The sequence below is a fragment of the Labilithrix sp. genome (assembly GCA_019637155.1).
Taxonomy (GTDB): Bacteria; Myxococcota_A; Polyangia; order Polyangiales; family Polyangiaceae; genus Labilithrix.
On the sequence record JAHBWE010000001.1, the window covers coordinates 24,185 to 46,463 of the forward strand.

A 22,279-nucleotide genomic window follows, 5' to 3' on the forward strand; every position below is an offset into this window, starting at 1 on the left:
CCAGCTCGGGCACCGCGTCGTGCGCGCCGTGATGCGCCGCCGAGAGGCCTAATCGTCGGCGGGTTTGGTCGCCGGCGGCGGATCGCTCTCGCTCGGGCTGGAGGGGGGCGTCGACTCCTCGACCGGCGCCGGCGGTGGCGTGTTCGCGGCGGGGTGGGCGTCGCCGTGGACGTCGCTCGTGCCCTCGTCGGCGTCGACGTTGGCGGCGTTGTAGCGCGGCGGCTCGCCCGGCTTCGAGTAGTCGATCCAGAAGGCCGACGTGTCGCGCACGTCCATGTGCACGAAGGTGCTGTTCGGGTAGTAGCCGCAGCCCACGTTCTTGAGCGTGCGGCAGAAGTCGCGCACCTGCTCGTTCGGGACGCCGATGATCCGGAAGTCGATCGCCTTGCCGTGGTTGTGGTTCGAGTGCTGCGTGTACTGCGTCGGCGTGTACGGCCGGAAGCCGCTGATGACCTCGATCTTGCGGCTGCCGAAGTGGTTCGACATGACGCCGAGGAGCGAGATGAGGCGCGGCTCGATCGGGTGGCTCGCGCCGCCGGGGTAGCGGAGCATCTTCTCCATCGCCTTCGAGGTGGAGGCGGAGATCTTGTTGCCGCGATCGGCCAGGCGGAGGTCCGCCTCCTCGGTCGTGCCCAGCCGCTTGATGTGGATGACCCCCGGCGTCTTCGGCTTCTCCGCCTTGTCGCCCGATTTGTCGTCCTTGGCGGACTTGGCCTTCGCCTTCTCGTCTTTCTTGTCCTTCGTCGTGTCCCTCTTGTCCTTCGCGGCGTCCTTCGCCGGCGCGGCGACGTTGGCGGCGAGGCCGCTCTTCTCGTCCTTCGCGGCGTCCTTCTTCGGCGTCTCGGCCTTCGGTACCGTGAGGATGTCGCCGATCTTGAGGTGCCTCGGATCCTTGACGTGGTTCGCCTCCACGATCGACTTCACGGAGACCCGGTAGCGGTTCGCGATCGCCTGGAGCGTGTGCCCTTTGCCGATGACGTGCTGCACGTCCGCGCTGGCCGCGCTCGAGGAGAGAGACGCCACGCCCACCGCCGCGAGGAAGAGTCCGATCCGCATGTGGCGCCCCTCTTACTTCAAAACGAAGCGGGAACAAGGACGATGTCGTCTCCAGTGCGAAAAGGTCTTCACGCACCCTTCATGCGGCACGATGCGGCGAAAACAGTGAGATACATACCTAGGTGTAGGACAAGGTATGTGCATCACCGACGTGCATGGATTCCTCCGCTCATGGACCACGAAAGAGCCGTTGTAGGTTGCCACACTAAGCCCGGCAATTTCCAGGCGTTGGCTGGATCAGCGACGACCGGGATCTGCGATCGATTGCCGTTGGTTGACCCGGTTGACGCGCTGCATTGCCCGGAAATGTGAGAGAAGTAGGTACTTGGAGCGCCAACCAATTCGCGTCTCAACTCGGAATCTCTTTGCGCACCACCTGGTGCGTGAGTACTCCACCCTCCCTCGAAGACGCCCACATGGTCGTCTCGGACGCGACACTGGAGGAGAGACTGATGAACCGTTACCTCGCCGCTTCGGCTGCCCTTGCCTTCTTCTCGACCGTCATCGTGGCGGCATCCGGCTGCTCCGCGCCGGCGGAGGAAGACCTCGAGACGGCCTACGGTGCGGCGACGCCGCCGAGCCCCTCCGGCAACTACGCGCTCGCCGAGTCCTGCTCCCGCCTCTTCAAGCGTCACGCGGCGGTGCACGACGTCGACCTCGAGCTCGGCACCATCCGCTGGGGTGTGGCCGACGTCCCGGGCGTCACCGATCCGGACCTCGGCCAGGAGTACTGCGAGTACAAGGCGGTCCAGGCCGGGAAGATCATCAAGAAGCCGAGCGACATGGTCGCGGGCGCCGGCAAGCTCTCCTGCGTCTTCACGAGCGTCTTCAAGGACGCGTCGGGCGTCGACGCGAAGCTCCTGAGCGAGATGGCGAAGCCGGAGAACCTCGGCGCGACCTCGACCGCTTCGGTCGTCCGCATGCAGTTCGGCTTCAACACGCGCGGCGCCGCCACGCAGCTCCTCGCCGATTGCTCGCGCGCCCCCGCGGCGACGACCGCGACCACGCGCGCCCGCACGGCGGCGTGTTTCCTCGAGGCCGCGAAGGGCGGTCCGAACGCGGCGCAGCTCACGACGATCTGCAAGGCGAACCTGAACGACGCGTCGAAGTGGGCCGAGGCCCAGGCGCTCGGCGTCTCGGTCAAGGAGGCGGGTCACCCCGAGTACGAGCCGCAGCAGGACATCGCGAGCTGCATGGCCGTCACGCAGGGCGGCGCCAGCTGGCGCAACTCGGATCCGATGATCTGCTCGCGTACGTCGCGCGCGGCGAACGAGTGCTCGTGCAAGTTCCAGTCGGTGCCCTCGTCGCTCAACGGCTTCCCCTTGACGGGCTGGGTCGACGACAACATCCCGTCGAGCTGCCGTCTCGCGAAGGTCGACAACGCGGACTATCCCTTCATCGCGATCTGCGACGTGACGGAGCAGGAGGTCGCCGACCTCCCGCTCAACCCGACGTACAACCGCTCGGTCCAGACCTTCTGCCGCGATCGCTTCGGCGTCGACCTCGTCATGAAGCTCCCGCTCCGCGCGCTTCAGCGCCCGAGCACCTGCCAGACGACGGCGGAGTTCTGCGACCGCTACATGGGCGACGAGGAGTCGCCGAACGCGGGCGGCGAGCCGGGCGTCGAGCCGGGCACCGAGGGCACGACGTCGCCGCGCGTCGAGGGCGCGCCGCCGCCGCCGGTCACGGAGCCCGCGGGCGGTAGCACGCACTGAGGTCGATGATGAAGCTCGCGAGCTCGCTCGGACTTGTCGTCGCCGTTCTGGGGGGGGTCGTTTGCGCGGCGGGTTGCTCCGTCGGCAGCGAGACCGGCGCCGCGGAAGGCGCGGTGATCGCGCCTCCGCTCGACGAGGCGCGCGAGCTCGACTCGATCCTCGGTGACGATCGCGTCGGCAAGGTCCTCCGCGCCCAGCCGAACAACATCCCGGGCCGCTTCGGCGACTTCGAGGAGGTGTTCAAGGTCGGCCGGAAGTGCAACCGCCGCGACTCGCGCGAGATCTGGACGGTCGAGGAGAAGAGCACCCGCATCACGGGCGCGCAGGAGGAGGCGAACGACCTCCTTCCGCGCCTCGTCATCGGCGGCTGCGAGCAGGAGCCGGGCAACCTTCGCCAGAGCTTCGAGATGACGGTCGCGCTCGTCAGCGACAAGTCGCTCCCGCTCGCCGACTCGATCCCGGACGTCCCGGTCGAGGTCATGGCGCTCGACAACACGACCGGTCAGTTCAACTTCTACGTGCTCGAGCCGGGCCCGACGCCGACGTCCAACGCGACGGTCGTGCGCTTCGTGAAGCTCGCGGACGACACGGTCCAGAAGTGGACGAAGGTCGACGGCCAGCCGGCGACGAAGGAGGACTTCCCGCAGCGCAAGTGCTTCAACTGCCACATCAACGGCGAGCCGGTCATGAACGAGCTCGCGGAGCCGTGGACCAACTGGGTCAGCTCCCACAAGACGATGTCGCGGCGGTTGTCGGGCTTCACCGGCGCGCTCGTGAGCGAGTCGCGTCCGTTCGCGGGCGAGCACGCTCGCTCGTCGCTCGCGAACCAGCTCGAGCAGGTCACGAAGGCCTCGATCTCGATGTGGGTCGAGGGCATTCCGGGCGTACCCGGCTCGGGCTTCGGCCAGCGCGTCCTCGACGGCAAGGACGCGGGCGGCCTCCCGCTCCTCCTCCGCTCGGTCTTCTGCGAGACCACGCTGAACTACGAGCAGGTGTTCAACACCGTGCCGATGTCTCTCTTCATGGACAAGCACATCGCGGGCTACGCCGGCTTCGAGCCGCCGCTCCCGCCGATCTCGGGCGCGAGCTGGACGCTCCTCCCGGTCCGCTCCGAGGTCGACAAGCGCGTCGAGATCTTCCTGCAGAAGAAGGGCATCCTCACGCCGGACACGGTCCTCGCGACGCGCGTGTTCGACGACACGCACGAGATCTTCTCGGCGCGCCGCTGCGCCCTCCACGCCGACGCGACCTCGCGTCTCGCCCCCGGCGTAACGGTCGATGGCGCGATCCGCGCGGCCATCCTCGCCGCGCTCGACGCCGACGAGACGACGACGACGGCAGAGCAGCGCGCGTTCATCCGCGCCCTCATCGCCCCGAACGTCAGCTCCGACGCCCGCGACGCGGCGGAGCTGGCGTACCTCGACGACATCACGGCGCGCCTGGCCAAGGAGATCGAGCAGCTCGACTCCGCCGCGGGCCTCGAGACCCTCGCCCAGCGCTGGACCGACCGCCAAGCCGACGCCCGCGCCCTCTTCCCGCGCCCGGAGAACCCGTTCCCGCTCCCGATCACGCCGACGGTCCGCGCCCCGATCGCCATGGCGCCCCCAGGCGGCGACTCCACGCACTGACGCACGGCGGCTCCACGCCCCGCAGGCGCCGCTCGAAGCCAGGCGGCCAGCTCGTCGCCGACGAGGTCGATCTCGATTCCGTCAGGGAGGTCCATCGCCTCGTCGACGACAAGACGGCCGCTCGGACGCGCGCACGTACCGTGATTACCGACAAGATCGTAGCTCTGTCCCACTCTGGAGTGGGGCGGCGCTCTCGAGCGCGGGGATCCGCCTTCGAAGGGCATCGTGTGTGGCGTGCATTCTCGAGTCGATGCCGAGTGCGGCGATCTGTGTCGTGCGTGGAGTCACGCGTTCGGCGATGGCATCGTCGTGTCTGTTCGGCGATGCCGGTCGCAGGACACGCTCAATCAGCGAGCTATGGGCTCTCACCACGAGCCGAATCTACGCGGCGGCGGCAACCTCGTCGGCGCGGTCGCAAGAAGGGAACGCAGTTCAGAGAGTAGCTCGGTTACTAGTGCCGATTATGACGATATTTATGTTAAAGTAGAAATTGTCGATTTATTAGAGCGTTGTTCGGGGAACGAAACCGGTGATCGGACCCGGCTTGCGCGCGGCGGAAGCGATCGGAAGCGGTTTCGGTGCTTTCGCCTCCGGGTTGTTCGAGGGGTCTTCGCCTCCGGGGTGTTCGAGGGGTCTTCGCCTCCGGGGTGTTCGTGGGGCTCCGTGCCGATCGCCGCGCTCATGGGGCCGGATTTGGCGGAAATCGCCACCCTCATGGGGCCACCTTTTCGCCAGGGTCATGGGGCCACCCGTCGGGTGACTTGATCCGCCTCCGAGGCTCGTGGGATCGCTTTCCGGGGTTCGCCGGGGGTCCGAGGGGCTTGGCCTGTTCGTGTGGCGGTATCGGTATAGGTCGGGATTTGTGAGCGAAGGGTGACGTTCGCGCGGAGGTGCTGGCGCGTCTCAAAAGCGTCTGCGCATGTTGAATGAACGCCGTGTGGAGAATCGAACTGACTGAATTTGATGGATAAAATTGCGCAAGGGGAGATGGGAGGGCGTGGGGGTGGATCAATCGACCTGGACAGTGGCACACGACGGACTAGAGAGACCGACATGTCGACCAGCCTCCTCCGCCGTTCCTCTATTCTTGCCGTTCTCGCCGTCGCCGGTCTCACGTTCTCGTGCAATGCCGCTTCGGACGCGAAGGACGCGAACGACGAAGGGACCTCCGAATCGGCCGTCGGCGCCGACGGCCAGCCGGGCAGCCACGTCGGCGTTCACGGCATGACCCTCTTCGGCAACAGCGAGAAGCTCTACCTCGAGCACATCCCGCTGTACTCCGCCCCGCACAACAAGCAGGTCCTCGTCGAGGTGGCGATCGTCTCCGGCGTTCCGGCCGAAGCCCTCAACACGTTCAGCACGAACAACTTCACGCTTCGTCCGTCCGCGTTCTCCCTCTACGACCTCGGCGCGGGCACGCTCCAGACGGTTCGGGGCACGATCTACTTCGGCAACTTCGAGTCCGGCGGTCGCCCCGTCTACTCGAACGTCACGTTCTCCGTGAAGCGCAGCATCCTGAACCGCCCGATGGGCCCGACGACGCCGGCGAGCCCGACGCTCGACTACGTCGCGGTCGGCACGCCGAGCAGCGCGTACCTCGTTCACGTGATCGACAAGTCGCCGAGCTTCGATCACGTCGTCTCGGTGAAGCTCCCGGAGAACTCGTTCCTCGACGCCACCGCGCTCGAGAACGGCACCGCCGTCACGATCCAGGGCGGCACCAACACCATCCGCACGCGCCTCGCCGCGGGCCTCACGCTCCAGGCCGAGGCGATCGTCACCGCGACGCCGACGCCCGCGAACGCAAACGCGAACGCGCCGTCGACGAACCTCGAGGACGCCCCGCCGGGGACGCTCGGCCTCCCCGAGGGCGAGCCGAGCATTCCGGCGGTCCCGCCGTCGAAGGCGATCACGGTCGTGAAGGAGCTCGGCTGCCTCCCCGGCCCCGAGTTCTACGGCAACTGCCCGGCCGTCACCGTCACGCACTGACGCGCGCGAACGACGCCCGCATGCACGAACGCGCCGGCTCACCACCGGCGCGTTCGCCGTTTGTTCGTCAGAATGCCAAGTGTGAGGGAGCGCGTCGGCGCGTGGGGATGACGCAGGTGGGGGTGCTCGCGGAAGAGCTGCTCGTGGAGGCGATGGCGATCGCGGTGGCGCGGCGGCATCGGCGCGTTGGGGAGGCGCATGTGCTCGTTGCGCTCCTCGAGCATGATGGCGTCGTCGAGCTCCTCACGGGCGAGAACGTGTGCATTGCACGCTTCGCGGAAGGGCTCCTCGCGCCGTTCGAGCGCGACGCCGAGGTTCGTGGGTATCGCGACGGCGAGCCGCCCGCGATCGACGAGGGCCTCCGTGCCGCGATCGAGCCGGGGCGCCCCACCCGCGTGGGCGCGCTGCTCGAGCGGGCTCGTGCGGGCGGCGTGGCCGCGCTCCTCCAGCAGGTGCGGGCGGTCGACGTGTTCGAGCGGCTCGTCGCGCGTGTCGACCTCGCGCCGTTTCGGTGGGACGTCGCGCGTGTTCAGGCCTTCGTCGGCGCTGCGCTCGCGGTCATGGCGGCGCGCGGGCACGAGCGGCTCCTCCTCGACCATGCGCTCGTCGCGCTCGCCGGACGTGAGGCCGACGATGGGCGCTTCGCCGACGCGCTCGCGCGCCTCGGACACGATCCGGAGGCGGTTCGCGATCAGCTTCGCGCCCGCATCGCCCCCGCCGTCGCGGCCGGTCTCGCGTCCCTCGAAGATTGCATCGCGCACGCGATCGTCTGCTCGAACGCCTCGCGGCGGACCGAGCTCGGGATCGACTTCCTCGTCGTCGAGATGCTCCGCGCGCCGGAGATCAACCTCGCGCTGGAGCTCGCCGGGGTATCCCGGAACGATCTCCTCTTCTCCTACGTCCACGGCGCCGCTCCCGCCGACGTCGTCGCCGTCCCCGGCCCGGTGCAGGTGGTCTTCCACAACGACGATTTCACGACGCAGGAAGACGTGACCGGCGCGCTCGAGCGGCACTTCGACAAGTCGCCGGAAGAGGCCGCCACCCTCATGATGCGCGTGCATCACGAAGGATCTCTCGTGCTTGCGGTCGCCGACGGGGCCCGCGCCGCCGACGCCGTCCGGGCCATGCGGGCCGAGCTCCCGATCCTCCGCGTCGACCTCCGCGCCGGGAAGAGCTGAGCCGGAGGGGAGCCGGAAGGGGAGCCGGAGGGGAGGACGAGAGAGAGATGTGGGGGCGGCTCCTCGTTAAATGTGCGGCGCAGGCCGCCGAGTTTTTGACGGCGGGAGGCGTGGCCTGTCAGACTTTGTGCCGAAGCATATGCTCGGCGAAGGCAAAAACTTGGTCGGCGTCGACATCGGAGCCAGCGCGGTGAAGGTCGTGCAGCTCAAGGAGTCGCGCAAGAAGCTCTCGGTCGTGCGCTACGGGTTCGCGCCCCTGCCGCCACAGGCGATCATCGACGGACACGTCATGAACTCCGGCGCCGTCGTCGAGTCGCTGCTGAAGATCTTCCACGACCAGAAGATCACGCAGAAGGACGTCGCGATCGGCGTCTACGGCCAGTCCGTCATCGTGCGTAAGATCACGGTGCCGATGATGACGAACGAGGAGCTCGAAGAGCAGATCGGCTGGGAGGCCGAGCAGCACATCCCGTTCGACATCAAGGTCATGTCGATCGACTACGAGGTGCTGCGGCGCCGGCCCGAGGCCGCGCAGATGGATCTCCTCCTCGTCGCGGCGAAGAAGGACGAGATCAACGACTACGCCGCGATCGTGCGCGAGGCGAAGCTGAAGCCCGTCATCGTCGACATCAACGCGTTCACGATCCAGAACATCTTCGAGTACCAGCACGGCCTGCCGGAGGACGGCACGATCGCGCTCCTCAACGTCGGCGCCGCGGTGTCGTCGCTCAACATCGTGTCGCGCGGCGTGTCCGCGTTCACGCGCGAGATCACGAACGCCGGGAACTCGATCACGGAAGAGATCCAGAAGCAGTGCAACGTGCCCTTCGAGCAGGCGGAGGCGTACAAGTGCGGCGGCGGGCCGACCGACATCGTCCCGCAGGAAGTGCACCAGATCATCCAGTCGGCGTGTGACGGGCTCGCCGGCGAGATCCAGCGCTCCCTCGACTTCTACCTCGCCACGAGCGGCGAGACCGAGATCAGCCGCATCTACGTCTCCGGCGGCAGCGCGTACCTCGCGCCGCTCTGCCAGTCGATCGAGAAGCGCGCCCACGTGCCGGTCCAGGTCTTCGACCCGATGTCGACGCTCGGCGTCGATCCGAAGTACGTGAACGAACAAGAGATGCGCATGCGCGCGGCCCAGCTCGTCGTCGCGCTGGGCCTCTCGCTTCGTTGCGACAAGGAGCGCCGCTCATGATCCGCATCAACCTACTGCCGCAGAAGAAACAGCTCCGGCGCCGCGGCGAAGCGGGCGCGCCGGAGGTCGGCGGCGGCGGCGGAGACGGCGAGAGCCAGATCTGGCTCGCGTTCGTCCTCGGCGCGATCCTCCTCGAGGTCATCGTCCTCCTCTTCGTCTACAAGACGCAGCAGGACAAGCTCGCGCAGGTGCAGAAGCACAACACCGAGCTCCAGGGGAACATCGAGAACATCAAGCGGGACATCACCCAGCACCAGTCGATCAAGGACCAGCTCAAGGAGCTGCGCGATCGCGAGGAGGCGATCCAGAAGCTGCAGTCTGCACGGACCGGCCCGACCGCGACGATGCTGGAGCTCTCGCACATCCTGACGCCGGGACGCGGCCCCACCGTGGATCGCGACAAGCTCGAGCAGCTGAAGCGCGACAACCCCGGCTCGGTGCCGAACCCGGGCTGGGACCCGCGCCGCCTCTGGCTCGCGAGCTTCAACGAGAAGGATCGCCAGGTGAAGCTCACCGGCTTCGCGCGCGACGGCGAGGACGTCTCCGAGTTCCTCCGCCGCCTCTCGCTCAGTGACTACTTCTACGAGGTGCGCCTCTTGCCCGCGTCGAAGGCGGTCGACAGCACCACCAAGCTCGAGCTCGTCAAGTTCGAGATGAGCGCGAAGGTGAGGTACTAGCCATGGCTCTCAGCCTGAACCGCCTCCCCATCGTCGGGAAGATCGGCGTCGGTGGCCTCCTCGTGGCGCTGCTCGGCATCGCCTACTACGTCCTGCTCCACACCGACGTCGCCGCCCGCACCGACCGCGAGCGCGCGCGGACGAGCGAGCTCGAGACCGAGCTCGCGAAGACGAAGCAGGCGCAGGCGAGCTACTTCGCCGATCGCGACGAGCTCGCGATGCGGCAGCAGAAGCAGCGCGAGCTGAACAAGGTCCTGCCGACCGACACCGAAGCGGCGACGTTCCTCTCCGCGATCCAGACCGTGTCGAACATCAGCGGCATCGACCTCAAGGCGTGGACGCCGCAAGAGGAGGTCCCGCAGACCTTCTACGCGAAGGTCCCGATGCGCCTCCAGATCACCGGACGCTTCCACCAGATCGCGAAGTTCGCGTACGAGATCGGCCGCCAGGACCGCATCATCAACATGGAGAACCTCGAGCTCGGCGACCCGAAGGTCGAAGGTGAGGACGTCATCATGAAGGCGACCTGCGTCGCGACGACGTTCCACCTGCTCAAGAAGTCCGCCGCTCCCCCGCCCGGAGGCAAGAAGTGAAGGCGCTCGCTCTCCTCTCCGCCGCGGCCGTCGCGGTGCTCCTCGTCGCCTGCGGCGACACACCGGTGACGACCGCGCCGGCGTCCAAGCCCGCCGCCGCCGCCGCGGACGCGGGCGCCACCGCGAGCGGCGACGCCGGCGTCGCCCCGCTGCCGAAGATGGAGTTCGCCGAGAACGACTTCGCGGAGAGCGATCGCAACCGCGATCCGTTCCGCACGTACTTGAACGTCCTCGCGCCGGAGCAGAAGAAGGACGCGGTGCGGAAGATCCAGCGTGAGGTGATCCTCCCGCAGTACTCGATCGACGAGCTCAAGCTCGTCGCGATCGTCACCGGCGGCGAGTACCCGCGCGCGATGATGGTCGATCCGGGCGGCAAGGGCTGGGTCATCAAGCGCGGCGACTGGGTCGGCCGCCCCGAGGTCGTGCACATCGGCGGCGCGAACGGCGCCGACTACCAGATCAACTGGCGCGTCGACAAAGTCCGCGACGGCGACATCGTGTTCACGCGCGAAGACCCCGCCCAGCCGGGCATCCCGCCGGCCTCCCGCGTCATCGCGCTCCGCCCCGACGGCGACAACGCGCGCGAGAAGCTCTAAGGGTTCTCAACGTCAGGGGCTTCGCCCCCGACACCCCCACCCCAGAACACGGCCCGCGCCGACGCGGGTTGCTTCGCAACCGCTGTGGCGGCCGCGTTCTGGGGCCCCGTCTACGACCTCGGCGCTTCACACGTAGCGCGAACGTCGCGTTAAATCGGCGAGCGCGCGGCAGAAAAACGTTCTGACGTTTTTCTGCATCGCGCGAGCGGGGTGCAGGGGCGCAGCCCCTGCGTTGAGGAGCGGCCAGCTCACCGGCGCCGGCCCCGGCTCCGCGAGCAGGAGCTCTCGCTGCGCGTCCGTCAGCGCACGCTCGAGTCGCTCCCACTCCGCGCGCATGATGGTCGGGAGGCTCCGGCAGCACTCCTGCGTCGAAGGCGAGCACGCGGCAGAAAAACGTTCTGACGTTTTTCTGCATCGTGCGAGCGGGGTGCAGGGGCGCAGCCCCTGCGTTGAAGAAAGTCCGCCACAAATTGGGATGTTCCGATCCGCGCGTGCGACGGTGGGTTCGCGGAGTAGCCATGCGTAACTTCGGATCGATTCACAAGCGTCTGCTGAGCCTCGTCGGCGCACAGGCGATCCTCCTCTCGGCCGCGGTGGCCTGGGCGGACGGGACGCCGAACCACGTGCACGACGTGAAGGTTCGCGCGACGGATACGACGACGGGGGCGGCGGAGATCGAGGTCGTGGGCACGTCGGCTCCGATCTACAACCTTCGCGTCGAGGCCAACGGACGGCGCCTCGTCGTCGACATCTCGGACGCGGACGTCCAGGGAGTGAAGGAGGCGATCACCACCGCGACCGGCGTCGTCGGCGGAGTGATGACCCAGTCCTTCACGTCGCAGGCGGGGAAGATGACCCGCCTCAGCATCAGCCTGACGAAGCCGGTCCTCTACCGCGTGCGCGCGGAGGGGAGCACGCTTCGGCTCGTGCTGACGCCGGCGGCCTCGACCGCCGCCGCGACGGGCGGGATCAAGGACAGCGACAACAAGACCGAGTCGGTCGGCCCGGAGCTCGTCGACGTCCGCTACGAGAGCGCGAAGGCGCCCTGCTCGTCGTCGTGCGAGAAGGTCGTCGTGTCGGCGACGGAGATCGCCGGCTACTCGCTCGGCGTCGCGCCGAACGGCCGCGCGCGGCTCGAGCTGCGGAAGATGCAGCTGCCGAAGTCGCTCGCGAAGACGCTCGACGTCGGTGAGGGCAAGGGCGCGATCAAGAGCGTAACGACGTCGTACGACGAGAAGACCGACGTCACGTACGTCGAGATCGATCGCGACGGCGCGGCGGGACAGGGCTCGATCGCGGTCGAGGGCAAGGAGCTCGTCTGGGCGTTCGACGCGCCGGCGAAGACGGCGAAGGCGCCGATCCGCAAGTCGATCACGGTCGCGCGCGAGCGTGAGGGCGACGCGGGGCCGAAGATCGAGACCTCGATCAACGGCGAGGGCGCGAAGGTCGAGCTGAAGGACGGCGCCGAGGCGGCGGGCTTCACCGCGACGCTCAACGGGCAGGCGCGCGGCTTCACCGGCCGCCGCATCGACCTCGACCTCAAGGACGCGGACATCCACAACATCCTCCGCCTCCTCGCCGACGTCGGCCGCGTGAACATCGTCACCGCCGACGACGTCTCCGGCAACGTCACGATCCGCATGCGCAACGTGCCGTGGGATCAGGCGCTCGACGTCGTCCTCCAGGCGAAGGGCCTCGGCATGGTCCGCGCCGGCAACCTCATTCGCGTCGCGCCGCTCGCGACGCTGCAGAAGGAGCGCGACCTCCGCCTCGCCGCCGCGAAGCAGGAGTACGAGCTCACCCCGCTCGAGACGCGCCTCATCCCGGTCAGCTACGCGCAGGCCGACGAGCTGCAGGCGCGCGCGAAGGACCTCCTCTCTCCGCGCGGATCGATCGCGGTCGACGAGCGCACGAACGTCCTCATCACGCGCGACATCTCGGGCAACCTGAACAACATCGAGGAGCTCGTCCGCTCGCTCGACACGCAGACCCCGCAGGTGCTCGTCGAGGCGCGCATCGTCGAAGCGACGAGCCGCTACATCCGCGACATCGGTATCCAGTGGGGCGGCGACGTCACGTTCTCGACCGCGACCGGCAACCCGACCGGCCTCGCGTTCCCGGCGAACGTCACGAGCGCCGGCGGCGCGTACGACAACCTCACGAACTCCCGCGGCCTCTCGCCCTTCCAGGGCAACGTCGCGCAGCCGAACTTCGCGGTGAACCTCCCCGCCGCGGTCGGTACCGGACAGGGCGGCGCGATCGGCTTCTCGCTCGGCTCGATCGACCGGAACCTCAACATCGGTCTCCGCCTCTCCGCCGCCGAGGCGAGCGGTCTCCTCCGCATCGTGTCGAGCCCGCGCATCCTCACCCTCGACAACCGCGACGCCCGCATCAGCCAGGGCACGCTCATCCCGTTCTCGCAGATCAGCGCGCAGGGTGTTCAGACCACGTTCCAAGAGGCGAAGCTGCAGCTCCTCGTGAAGCCGCACGTGACCGCCGACGGCTCCGTCGCGATGCACGTGAAGATCAACCGCGACGAGCCCGACTTCAACCAGACCTCGGCCCGCGGCGATCCGACGATCCTCAAGCGTGAGGCGGAGACCGACCTCCTCGTGATGGACGGTCACACCGCGGTCATCGGCGGCATCTTCACGCGCAACACCGGCCGCAACCTCGATCAGATCCCGTTCTTCGGGGACATCCCGATCCTCGGCATCCTCTTCCAGCGCCGCCGCGCGAGCGACACTCGCAACGAGTTGGTCATCTTCATCACGCCGCGCATCGTCAACCGCGCCGAAGCGCTCGGGCGCTGAGTCTTGCTGGTTCGAGAGGGCGCTGCCCTCTCGAGCTCTCCCGCAGAGGGCTCACCGGGAGGTCGTCAGCAGAAGGTGCCCGCCCTCGTGACGGCGCAGGTGTGGCTCGCGTCGGACGCGATGGCGGTGGCGCCGGTGATCCCCTGGACCGGCACCGGCGTGCTCGACTCGGCGCGCGTGCCGTTGCCGAGCTGGCCGAGCGCGTTCGCGCCCCAGCAGCGCACCGTCTCGTCGTCGACGATCGCGCAGGTGTGATCGTCGCCGAGCGCGAGCGCGGTCGCCTTCTTGTCGCCGAGGTCGACGAGGCTCGGACGACCTCCAGCGGGTTGGCCGGGAGCGGCACCTCCGCCGGGGTCGAACGTGAGCTGCCGCTCGTCCCGAGCTGTCCGTCGCCGTTGCTGCCCCAGCACGAGAGGCGCTTCTTCGCGTCGTGGCTCACGCACGCGTGCGTGAGCCCGACCGCGAGCGCGTCGATACCGCCGAACGGGATGGTCGCCCCGGCGTCGTTCGTCGTCGTGACGAGGCGCGGGGTCGAGGTCGAGCTGCTCGCGCCGAACGGTCTGGCAGGCACGTTCTAGCGTTTCTCCATTAGACTGCGCGCCCGTATGGGCATCGAGCATCGTCTTCACGCGCGCTGCGCAGGGAGCTGTGGCCACGAGCACGGCGCGCTGGCGGCGGCGCGTCCGTTTCCGTTCCCGAACAGCCCGCGTCACTTCGAGCGGCCGCGGCCGTTCGCGATCGAGCACATCGGCCTCGACCTCACGCTCGACTTCGAGAAGAAGAGCGTGCGCGGCGCCGCCACGCTGCGGCTCCGCCGCGTCGACCCCGAGGCGACGGCGGTGGAGCTCGACGCGATCGGCTTCGACGTCACGTCGGTCGAGGTCGACGGAAAAGATGCAAAATACACGTACGACGGGCGTCTCCTCGGCGTGAGCATCCCGGCGGTGGACGCGGCCTCCGTCGTCGTCACGTACGCCGCGACGCCGCGGAAGGGCCTCTACTTCCTCGACGCCGACGAGCACGTGCCGGGCCGCCCGAAGCAGGCGTGGACGCAGCTGCAGGAGGAGGACGCGCGGCACCTGTTCCCGTGCCACGACAAGCCGCACGTGAAGATGACGACGGAGGCGAAGGTCCGCGTGCCGGCCGGCTTCTACGTGCTCTCCAACGGCGAGCTCGCCGCGCGGAAGATGGAGGGCAAACACGAGGTCTTCCACTGGAAGATGAACGAGCCGCACCCGAGCTACCTCGTCACGATCGTCGCGGGGGAGTTCACCGAGATCGCGGACACCGTGCGCGCCGGCGATCGCGACGTGCCGGTGACCTACCTCGTGCCGAAGGGGCGCGAGGCCGACGGCAAGCGCACGTTCGGACGGACGCCGCAGATGATCGCGCATTTCTCCGCGCTCCTGAAGGTGCCGTACCCGTGGAACAAGTACGCGCAGGTCGTGGTGAGCGACTTCATCTTCGGCGGGATGGAGAACACGACCGCGACGACGATGTACGAGCACATCTTGCTCGACGAGCGGGCGACGATCGACGTCACGAGCGAGGACCTGATCGCCCACGAGCTCGCGCATCAGTGGTTCGGCGACCTCGTGACCTGCCGCGACTGGTCGGAGGGCTGGCTCAACGAGGGCTTCGCGACCTTCATGGAGCACGTGTGGCGCGAGGAGGTGCTCGGCAAGGACGAGTACGACTACGGCGTGCGGAACGACCTCGCCGCGTACCTCGGCGAGGCGACGGGGCGCTACCGGCGCCCGATCGTGTGCCAGGACTACGACGCGCCGCTCGACCTCTTCGATCGCCACCTCTACGAGAAGGGCGGCCTCGTCCTCCACGTCCTCCGGACCGAGCTCGGGGACGCGCTGTTCTGGAAGGGCGTCACGACGTACCTGCAGCGCCACGCGCGCGGGGTGGTGGAGACGCGCGATCTGATGCGTGCGCTCGAGGAGGTCTCGGGGCGCAGCCTCGGGCGGCGCTTCGAGGAGCTCGTCTACAAACCAGGCCACCCCGAGGTCGAGCTCGAGCTGTCGTGGAGCGACGGCGTGCTCATGTGCGCGGCGAAGCAGACGCAGTCCGCGACCGACGGCGTGCCGAGCGTCTTCGAGGTCCCGATCGTCCTCGCGATCGCGGGGCAGAACGAGCCGGTGAAGCTGCGGCTCACCTCGCGCGCGGACACCTTCGCGATCCCGTGCCCGGCGCGGCCGCGCTTCGTCGTCGTCGATCCGAAGATGCAGATCCTCGGCGAGGTCTCGCTCAAGGCCCCCGCCGACATGTTGCGGAACCAGCTCGCCGCCGCGCCGACCGCGCGCGGCCGCTGGCTCGCCGCGTCGGCGCTCGCGAAGATCGACGATCCTCCCACGATCGCGGCGCTCGGCGAGCGGGTGCTCGACGAGGACGAGGCGTGGATGGTCCGCGTCGAGGCGGCCGAGTCGCTCGGGAAGATCCGCGCGCGCGAGGGCTTCGACGTCCTCGTGCGCGCGCTCGAGGCGAAGCACCCGAAGGTTCGGCGCGCGGTTTGCGACGCGCTCGGGCGCTTCAAGACGGCGGACGCGGTGAAGGCGCTCGCCCCGAAGGCGCTCCGCGACGAGAGCTACCTCGTCGAGGCCGAGGCGGCGCGCGCGCTCGGCAAGACGCGGCAGGTCGCGGCGTACGACACGCTCCTCGACGTCGTCGGGCGTCCCTCGTGGGCCGACGTCATCGCCGCGGGCGCGATCGACGGGCTGGCGGCGCTGCGCGACGATCGCGCGCTCCCTCATCTCTTCACGCGCACGCGCTACGGTCATCCTTCGCGCGTCCGCCGCGCGGCGGCGCTCGCGATCCCGAAGCTCGCGAGCGATCGTCGCGCGCGCGAGCACCTCGAGGAGCTGCTCGACGACGCCGACTCGATCCTGCGCCTCGACGTCGCGCGCGCGCTCCTCGATCTCGGCGACGCGCGCGCGCGCGGGCCGCTCCGTGCGCGCGCGGAGATCGAGCTCGACCCGCGCGTGCGCCGTCGCATCCGCGAAGCGGTGCGCGACCTCGGCGGCGATCGCAAGAACCAGAAGTCGCTCGAGGACGCGATCGAGCGGCTCGAGAACGAGACGAAGGACCTCCGCGCCCGCCTCGCGAAGCTCGAGGCGAAGCCGTCGCACACTGCATCGCCGAAGCCCGCAACGAAGCCTGCCAAGCGCAAACGCTAGCTTGTAAATTATTTGCAGTATGCACTGAACTGCGGCCTCGTCGCGCAAGGGCGTGCGCAAGGCTGCGGCTTTCCACAAGCGGCCTGATGGCAGCAGATCTGGATCAAGGAGACACCAGCTCGCCCTACAGTGGATCCGCATGTACGATGACGATCGTCAGCAGCACGGCTGAAAATATGTGGTGCGCGGCCTGATGGTCTCGGATGGATCGATGGAACGTCAGGTGCAGGTAGGAGGACGGCGCATGGGTCGTACGTCTGCCAGCCTGAGGGTTCTCGCTGCCGAAGTCGGCCGCGTCCAAGAACGTCTTCAGCGCACGTCCGACGACGCCCGGACCCTCCGCAAGATCGTTCCGTGGAAAGAGATGGAGCAGCGCGTCGCGGAGAACAAGCGCGCGAAGGCCGCTCCTCCTTGGAAGCAGCAAGAGCTCTCGTACGACACGGACGACGACGATCCGACGTCCGGCATCCGCGGTCCCGACGCGCGGCCGCTCACGTACACGGTCTACTCCGTCAACGACCTCGACGCGCGCCCGCGCTCCTCGATGCCGCCGCCGATGCCGGCGCCCGTGCCGTCGCGCTGGCCCGACGCCTGGCGCTCCGCCAAGGCCGTCGCCCGCGCGTGGTGGGCCTACTACGTCTGCGCGCGGCCGCGACCGCAGATGATGGACGTCTGCCGCGTCCCGCTGATGACGCTCCGCGCGGACCTCGCCGCCGCGCTGCGGCAGCTGCCGTGGAAGAAGATCGGCGTCCGCGCCGCGATCGCCTTCGGCTCGATCCTCCTCTTCGGGTTCGTCGTCTTCACCGTCGCCGAGCTCACCGACGACCTGAAGCCCACCCGCTCCGCGACCGCGAACAAGCTCGAGGCGCCGCCCGACGTCGCGCCGCCGCCGCCCGAGACGAAGACCGAGCCCGCGAAGACCGAGCCCGCGAAGAACGAGCCCGCACCCGTCGTTCCGCAGGCGAACGCGAACGACAAGCTCAACGAAAAGCCGATCGAGCTCGACGACGGGCCGCCCATCGTGGCGAAGCCCAAGCCCCCCGTGAAGTCGAGGCGCGGTTCGAAGAGGAAGAAGGGGCCCGAGACCTTCGTCCCGTGACGTGCTAACTCCGCGCGCCATGGCGGACGAAGCATTCCCGATCGAGGTCGAGCAACGCGGCAACGTCGTCGTCTGGACGATCGATCGCGAGGCGCGCTCCAACTCGCTCTCGCGCGCCACGCTCCAGGCGTTCGGCAAGCTCGCGCGCGAGGCCGTGTCGAACGCGTCGGTGCGGGCGATCGTCATCACCGGCCGCGGCGAGAAGGCGTTCTGCGCCGGCGCCGATCTGAAAGAGCGGCAGGGCATGAGCGAGAACGACGTGCGCGTGCAGGTCGAGCTGTACCGCTCCGAGCTTGGTCCGCTCGACCGGTCACCGAAGCCCGTCGTCGCCGCGCTCAACGGCGTCGCCTTCGGCGGAGGCCTCGAGCTGGCACTGGTGTGTGATCTCCGTGTCGCGGCGGCACATGTGTCAGTGGCACTGCCGGAGACGACGCTCGGCATCATCCCCGGGGCCGGCGGGACCCAGCGGCTCGGCCGCATCGTCGGGGAGGCGCGCGCGAAGGAGATGATCCTCCTCGGCCGCCGGCTCTCGGCGGCGGAGGCGCTCGCGTGGGGGCTCGTCAACCGCGTCACCCCGGAGGGCAAGAACGTCGTCGACGACACGATCGAGTGGATCGAGCCGATCGCGAACGGCGCCCCCATCGCGCAGGCCGCGGCGCTCGAGGCGATCGACCGCTCCTTCGACGTCGGGCTCGAGGTGGGGCTCGAGCTCGAGAAGGTGAGCTACGACAAGGTCCTCGTCAGCGAGGACCGGCGCGAGGCGCTCGCCGCCTTCGCCGAGAAGCGGAAGCCGCGCTTCGCCGGCCGCTGATGGTAGTCTGGGACCTTCCATGGGCCGGCTGAACGGCATCTCCATCTCCGAAGGTGACGTCGTGCGCGATCGCTATCGCGTCGGCCGCCTCATCGGCGAAGGGGGCACCGGGGTCGTCGTCGCGGCGACGCAGATCGCGGACGGCAAGCCCGTCGCGATCAAGTTCCTCCGCCGCGCGCTCGAGACGAGCGAGCTCCGCACCCGCTTCGAGCGCGAGGCGCGCGCGATCACGCAGATCACGAGCGAGCACATCGTGTCGGTGCTCGAGGTCGGCACGCTCGAGGACGGCGCCGCGTTCATGGTGATGGAGCACCTCGAAGGACGCGACCTCGCGCGCATCCTGAAGGAGGACGGTCCGCTCCCGATCCCGCAGGCGGTGGATTGTATGATGCAAGTATGTCGCGCGCTCGCGGCGGTGCACGCCTCCGGGATCGTCCATCGCGACCTCAAGCCGGCGAACGTGCTGCTCGAGTCGTCCCAGGACGGGAAGGTCCACGCCAAGCTCGTCGACTTCGGCATCTCGAAGTTCCTCGACAAGCGGCTCCTCGGCGAGGACGGCAAGCCGCCGGAGATGACGAGCGCGTTCACGATGCTGGGGTCGCCGCGCTACATGGCGCCGGAGCAGGTCCGGAACTCGAAGGACGTCGACGCGCGCGCGGACCTCTGGTCGGTGGGGGCGGTCCTGTTCCAGATCATCACCGGCCAGCACGCCTTCGTCGCCACCACCAACGTCGAGGCGAGCATCGCGGTGCTCACCGCGGAGCCGCAGAAGCTCTGCGCGCTGGTGCCGGCGGCGCCGCCCGGGCTCGAGGAGGTCATCAAGCGCTGTCTGACGCGCGACGTCACGGCGCGCTTTCAGACCGCGCGCGACGTCGCAGAGGCCTTGCGGCCGTTCGGCTCCGCGGCCTAAATGCAGGCGGCCATGCCGCAAGACGAAAAGCTCAAGGAGACCCTCTCGCGCGTCGAGAAGGGTGGCGCCCCCAAGTACCACGCGAAGAACGCGGAGAGCGGGAAGCTCTTCGCGCGCGAGCGCATCGCGAAGCTCGTCGACGCGGGATCGTTCGTCGAGGACGCGGCGCTCGCGAACAACCTTGACGCCGAGCTCCCCGCCGACGGCGTCGTCACCGGCACCGCGACGGTCGACGGCCGCACCGTGTGCATCATGGCGAACGACTCCACGGTGAAGGCCGGCTCGTGGGGCCGCCGCACGGTCGAGAAGATCCTCCGCATCCAGGAGACCGCGCGCGACCTCGAGGTGCCGCTCTTCTACCTCGTCGACTCCGCCGGCGCGCGCATCACCGATCAGATCGAGATGTTCCCCGGCCGCCGTGGCGCGGGCCGCATCTTCTACAACCAGGTCCAGCTCAGCGGGCAGATCCCGCAGGTCTGCATCCTCTTCGGGCCGTCGGCCGCGGGCGGCGCGTACATCCCCGCGTTCTGCGACGTCGTCATCATGGTCGAGGGCAACGCGAGCATGTACCTCGGCTCGCCGCGCATGGCCGAGATGGTCATCGGCGAGAAGGTGACGCTCGAGGAGATGGGCGGCGCGAAGATGCACTGCTCGGTGTCCGGCTGCGGCGACGTGCTCGCGAAGAGCGAGGACGAGGCGATCGCGTGGGCGAAGCGCTACGTCGGCTACCTGCCGCTCCGCGCCGGCGAAGAGCCGCCCAAGGTCGAGGCGAAGGCGCCGAAGGCGAGCGGGAAGAGGATCGAGGAGATCGTCCCCGCCGACGAGAACAAGGCCTTCGACATGATGGCCGTCATCCACGAGATCATCGACGAAGGCTCGTGGTGCGAGATCAAGCAGCTCTTCGCGCGCGAGATCCTCACCGGCTTCGCGCGGATCGAAGGGCGCGTCGTCGGCGTCGTCGCGAACCAGCCGAAGTGGCTCGGCGGCGTCCTCTTCGTCGACTCCGCCGACAAGGCCGCGCGCTTCATCTGGCTCTGCGACGCGTTCAACGTGCCGCTGCTCTACCTCGCCGACGTCCCTGGCTTCATGATCGGCACGAAGGTCGAGCGGCAAGGGATCATCCGCGCCGGCGCGAAGATGATCGCGGCGGTGAGCGAGGCGTCGGTCCCGAAGATCAGCGTCGTCGTGCGCAAGGCGTACGGCGCCGGGCTCTACGCGATGTGCGGGCCTGCGTTCGAGCCCGACGCGTGCCTCGCGCTCGGGTCGGCGTCGATCGCAGTGATGGGACCGCAGGCCGCCGTCAATGCGGTCTATTACAACAAGATCCAGGAGGTCCCGGCCGGACCGGAGCGCGACGCCTACGTCGCGAAGCTCCGCGACGAGTACAGAGCCGACATCGACCTGATGAAGCTCGCGGGCGAGCTCGTCATCGACGCGGTGATCCCCGGCGATCGCCTCAGGGCAGAGCTCTCTTCCCGCTTCGCGCGCTACGCCGCGAAGCGCGAGCCGCGCCCGGCAAAGAAGCATCTCGTCCCCCCCGTGTGAGCCTCTATGCTTGAGAGGTGAGCGAGGAGCGCGTCGAGAGGTTTTCGAGCGCGTATCGGCTTCGGCGGAACTGGTTCGTGTCGGGGGGCGCGCTGCTGGCCGCGGTCCTCGGCATCGCGCTCTGTTACGTCCGCGTCCTCGAGTACCGGATCGCCGGGATGTTCCTCGTCTGGATCGGGAGTTGGATCGCGCCGCTCACGTTCCTCCGCAACTCGTTTCCGCTCGCGCGGCCTGCCCGCGTCGAGGCGACGCCGCGCGCGCTGACGATCGACGGCGAGCGGATCCCGGTCGAGGACATCGCGGAGGCGCGCGTCGTCCCGCGCGCGGTGCGTCGTGACGAGGACGTGGTCGAGCTCATGTGCAAGGGCCGCCGCCGCGTCGAGCTCTCGCTCCCGGGCTCCGACGCGAAGCGGCTCCTCGACACGCTCGGCGCGGGGGCGGGCGAGCGGCGCGCGACGTTCACGCGGATCCTGCCGTTCGGCGCCCGCTTCGCGTGGACCTGCGGCCTCGTCGGGTTCCCCTGGTTCTTGATCCTCCTCGCGACGTCGGGGAAGAACCTCGTCCCGATGTTCTTCGTCGTCCCGTTCGGCATCCTCCCTGTCTGCGCCCTCATCGCCGCGATCGTGGGCTTCATCCGCGGCAAGGTCGTGATCGGCGCGGAGGGCTTCACCACGCGCTGGTACGGGCTCAGCCGTACGTACCGCTTCGCCGACGTCGAGCACGTCACGCGGAAGACGAAGGGCTTCGGCGCCGCCGTCGTCGACACCGTCGTCGTGCTCCACTCGCAGAAGCGCATCGCGATCTCGATCCTCGACGCGCCCGACACGCACGCGCAGCGCGGGGCCGAGACGCGCGCTTGCGCCGACACGATGGAGGAGGCCTTCGAGCGATGGCAGCGCGCCCCCGAGATCGCGGAGCTCGGCACCCATCTCGGCCGCGGCCACCGCAGCGCGAGCGAGTGGCTCGCCGGGATCGACCAGCTCATCCGCGGCGGAGCGCAGAGCTACCGGATCGCCGCGGTCACGCCCGAGGTCCTCGCCGACGTGACGCGGAGCACGGAGGCGAGCACGGACACGCGCGTCGGCGCCGCGGCGGCGCTCCTCCGCCTCGGCGACGCCGCGCACCGCGTGACCGTCCGCGTCGCGGCGGAGGCCTGCGCGGAGCCGAAGATGCGGGCCGCGCTGCTCGAGCTCGTCGAGGCCGCGGACGACGACGCGAAGGTCGAGCTCGCGCTCGCGCGCGTTCGTTAGCGACCTGGCACATCGCCGCGGAGCTGCCAGACTCAACGT

General features: G+C 68.8%; 17 protein-coding genes and 1 pseudogene. 15 read left to right on the top strand and 3 right to left on the bottom strand.

Translation table 11 applies throughout. The features are described 5' to 3' along the window. Positions 1–48 precede the first annotated feature (48 nt). A complete protein-coding gene (locus KF837_00110; GenBank protein MBX3225675.1) occupies positions 49–1,056 on the bottom strand; it encodes a DUF882 domain-containing protein in 1,008 nt (335 codons plus the stop codon). 452 nt (positions 1,057–1,508) lie between these two features. On the opposite strand from KF837_00110, the gene KF837_00115 reads away from it, so the two are divergent. The 9 genes from KF837_00115 to pilQ all read left to right on the top strand — a co-directional run bounded on the left by KF837_00115 (position 1,509) and on the right by pilQ (position 13,443). Then, positions 1,509–2,771: a hypothetical protein gene (locus KF837_00115; protein ID MBX3225676.1), complete on the top strand. Its 1,263-nt coding sequence runs from the start codon at positions 1,509–1,511 to the stop codon at positions 2,769–2,771. Positions 2,772–2,776: 5 nt separating this feature from the next. Further along, positions 2,777–4,399, top strand: coding sequence for a hypothetical protein (locus KF837_00120; protein MBX3225677.1), 1,623 nt, complete (start codon positions 2,777–2,779; stop codon positions 4,397–4,399). A 1,053-nt stretch (positions 4,400–5,452) separates the two neighbouring features. Further along, positions 5,453–6,388: a hypothetical protein gene (locus tag KF837_00125; protein ID MBX3225678.1), complete on the top strand. Its 936-nt coding sequence runs from the start codon at positions 5,453–5,455 to the stop codon at positions 6,386–6,388. A gap of 107 nt (positions 6,389–6,495) precedes the next feature. Further along, positions 6,496–7,566, top strand: a complete 1,071-nt coding sequence (locus tag KF837_00130) for an ATP-dependent Clp protease adaptor ClpS (protein ID MBX3225679.1) — start codon at positions 6,496–6,498, stop codon at positions 7,564–7,566. A gap of 139 nt (positions 7,567–7,705) precedes the next feature. Beyond that, the gene (gene pilM, locus KF837_00135) at positions 7,706–8,764 is read left to right on the top strand and encodes a type IV pilus assembly protein PilM (protein MBX3225680.1); all 1,059 of its coding nucleotides are present in this window, start codon (positions 7,706–7,708) and stop codon (positions 8,762–8,764) included. Then, the gene (locus tag KF837_00140) at positions 8,761–9,441 is read left to right on the top strand and encodes a PilN domain-containing protein (protein MBX3225681.1); all 681 of its coding nucleotides are present in this window, start codon (positions 8,761–8,763) and stop codon (positions 9,439–9,441) included. Before pilM ends, KF837_00140 begins: the two co-directional genes overlap by 4 nt. A gap of 2 nt (positions 9,442–9,443) precedes the next feature. Beyond that, entirely contained in the window at positions 9,444–10,034 is a 591-nt protein-coding gene (pilO, locus tag KF837_00145) for a type 4a pilus biogenesis protein PilO (GenBank protein MBX3225682.1), read from the top strand. Further along, positions 10,031–10,630 carry a pilus assembly protein PilP gene (locus KF837_00150; protein MBX3225683.1) on the top strand — a complete coding sequence of 200 codons (600 nt, stop codon included), beginning with the start codon at positions 10,031–10,033 and terminating at the stop codon, positions 10,628–10,630. The genes pilO and KF837_00150 overlap by 4 nt, the downstream gene beginning before the upstream one ends. Positions 10,631–11,148: 518 nt before the next feature. Next, on the top strand, positions 11,149–13,443 hold the full coding sequence (gene pilQ, locus KF837_00155) for a type IV pilus secretin PilQ (GenBank protein ID MBX3225684.1): 2,295 nt from the start codon (positions 11,149–11,151) through the stop codon (positions 13,441–13,443). Between the two features lie 65 nt (positions 13,444–13,508). Here the strand turns inward: pilQ and KF837_00160 are convergent, their stop codons facing one another. After that, positions 13,509–13,853, bottom strand: coding sequence for a hypothetical protein (locus KF837_00160; protein MBX3225685.1), 345 nt, complete (start codon positions 13,851–13,853; stop codon positions 13,509–13,511). Next, positions 13,826–14,014, bottom strand: a pseudogene (locus KF837_00165) (hypothetical protein). Before KF837_00165 ends, KF837_00160 begins: the two are co-directional and overlap by 28 nt. A gap of 34 nt (positions 14,015–14,048) precedes the next feature. Here KF837_00165 and KF837_00170 point away from each other — a divergent pair. The 6 genes from KF837_00170 (at position 14,049) to KF837_00195 (ending at position 22,240) form a co-directional block, all read left to right on the top strand. After that, complete coding sequence (locus tag KF837_00170) at positions 14,049–16,625, top strand: HEAT repeat domain-containing protein (protein ID MBX3225686.1); 2,577 nt, start codon at positions 14,049–14,051, stop codon at positions 16,623–16,625. A 364-nt stretch (positions 16,626–16,989) separates the two neighbouring features. Beyond that, positions 16,990–17,724, top strand: coding sequence for a hypothetical protein (locus KF837_00175; protein MBX3225687.1), 735 nt, complete (start codon positions 16,990–16,992; stop codon positions 17,722–17,724). Between the two features lie 19 nt (positions 17,725–17,743). Then, a complete protein-coding gene (locus KF837_00180) occupies positions 17,744–18,535 on the top strand; it encodes an enoyl-CoA hydratase/isomerase family protein (protein ID MBX3225688.1) in 792 nt (263 codons plus the stop codon). 19 nt (positions 18,536–18,554) lie between these two features. Next, positions 18,555–19,445, top strand: a complete 891-nt coding sequence (locus KF837_00185) for a serine/threonine protein kinase (GenBank protein MBX3225689.1) — start codon at positions 18,555–18,557, stop codon at positions 19,443–19,445. 12 nt (positions 19,446–19,457) lie between these two features. Then, positions 19,458–20,990, top strand: coding sequence for an acyl-CoA carboxylase subunit beta (locus KF837_00190; protein MBX3225690.1), 1,533 nt, complete (start codon positions 19,458–19,460; stop codon positions 20,988–20,990). Positions 20,991–21,007: 17 nt separating this feature from the next. Continuing rightward, positions 21,008–22,240: a hypothetical protein gene (locus KF837_00195; GenBank protein ID MBX3225691.1), complete on the top strand. Its 1,233-nt coding sequence runs from the start codon at positions 21,008–21,010 to the stop codon at positions 22,238–22,240. Positions 22,241–22,279 lie beyond the last annotated feature (39 nt).

What these genes read in the sequence shown, in the direction of transcription:
- KF837_00115 (MBX3225676.1), top strand. Translation starts at nt 1,509, where the DNA reads ATGAACCGTTACCTCGCCGCTTCGGCTGCCCTTGCCTTCTTCTCGACC.
- KF837_00125 (MBX3225678.1), top strand. Translation starts at nt 5,453, where the DNA reads ATGTCGACCAGCCTCCTCCGCCGTTCCTCTATTCTTGCCGTTCTCGCC.
- KF837_00110 (MBX3225675.1), bottom strand. Translation starts at nt 1,056, where the DNA reads ATGCGGATCGGACTCTTCCTCGCGGCGGTGGGCGTGGCGTCTCTCTCC.
- KF837_00175 (MBX3225687.1), top strand. Translation starts at nt 16,990, where the DNA reads ATGGAGCAGCGCGTCGCGGAGAACAAGCGCGCGAAGGCCGCTCCTCCT.
- KF837_00120 (MBX3225677.1), top strand. Translation starts at nt 2,777, where the DNA reads ATGATGAAGCTCGCGAGCTCGCTCGGACTTGTCGTCGCCGTTCTGGGG.
- pilM (MBX3225680.1), top strand. Translation starts at nt 7,706, where the DNA reads ATGCTCGGCGAAGGCAAAAACTTGGTCGGCGTCGACATCGGAGCCAGC.
- KF837_00170 (MBX3225686.1), top strand. Translation starts at nt 14,049, where the DNA reads ATGGGCATCGAGCATCGTCTTCACGCGCGCTGCGCAGGGAGCTGTGGC.
- pilQ (MBX3225684.1), top strand. Translation starts at nt 11,149, where the DNA reads ATGCGTAACTTCGGATCGATTCACAAGCGTCTGCTGAGCCTCGTCGGC.
- KF837_00180 (MBX3225688.1), top strand. Translation starts at nt 17,744, where the DNA reads ATGGCGGACGAAGCATTCCCGATCGAGGTCGAGCAACGCGGCAACGTC.
- KF837_00185 (MBX3225689.1), top strand. Translation starts at nt 18,555, where the DNA reads ATGGGCCGGCTGAACGGCATCTCCATCTCCGAAGGTGACGTCGTGCGC.
- KF837_00130 (MBX3225679.1), top strand. Translation starts at nt 6,496, where the DNA reads ATGACGCAGGTGGGGGTGCTCGCGGAAGAGCTGCTCGTGGAGGCGATG.
- KF837_00190 (MBX3225690.1), top strand. Translation starts at nt 19,458, where the DNA reads ATGCCGCAAGACGAAAAGCTCAAGGAGACCCTCTCGCGCGTCGAGAAG.
- pilO (MBX3225682.1), top strand. Translation starts at nt 9,444, where the DNA reads ATGGCTCTCAGCCTGAACCGCCTCCCCATCGTCGGGAAGATCGGCGTC.
- KF837_00140 (MBX3225681.1), top strand. Translation starts at nt 8,761, where the DNA reads ATGATCCGCATCAACCTACTGCCGCAGAAGAAACAGCTCCGGCGCCGC.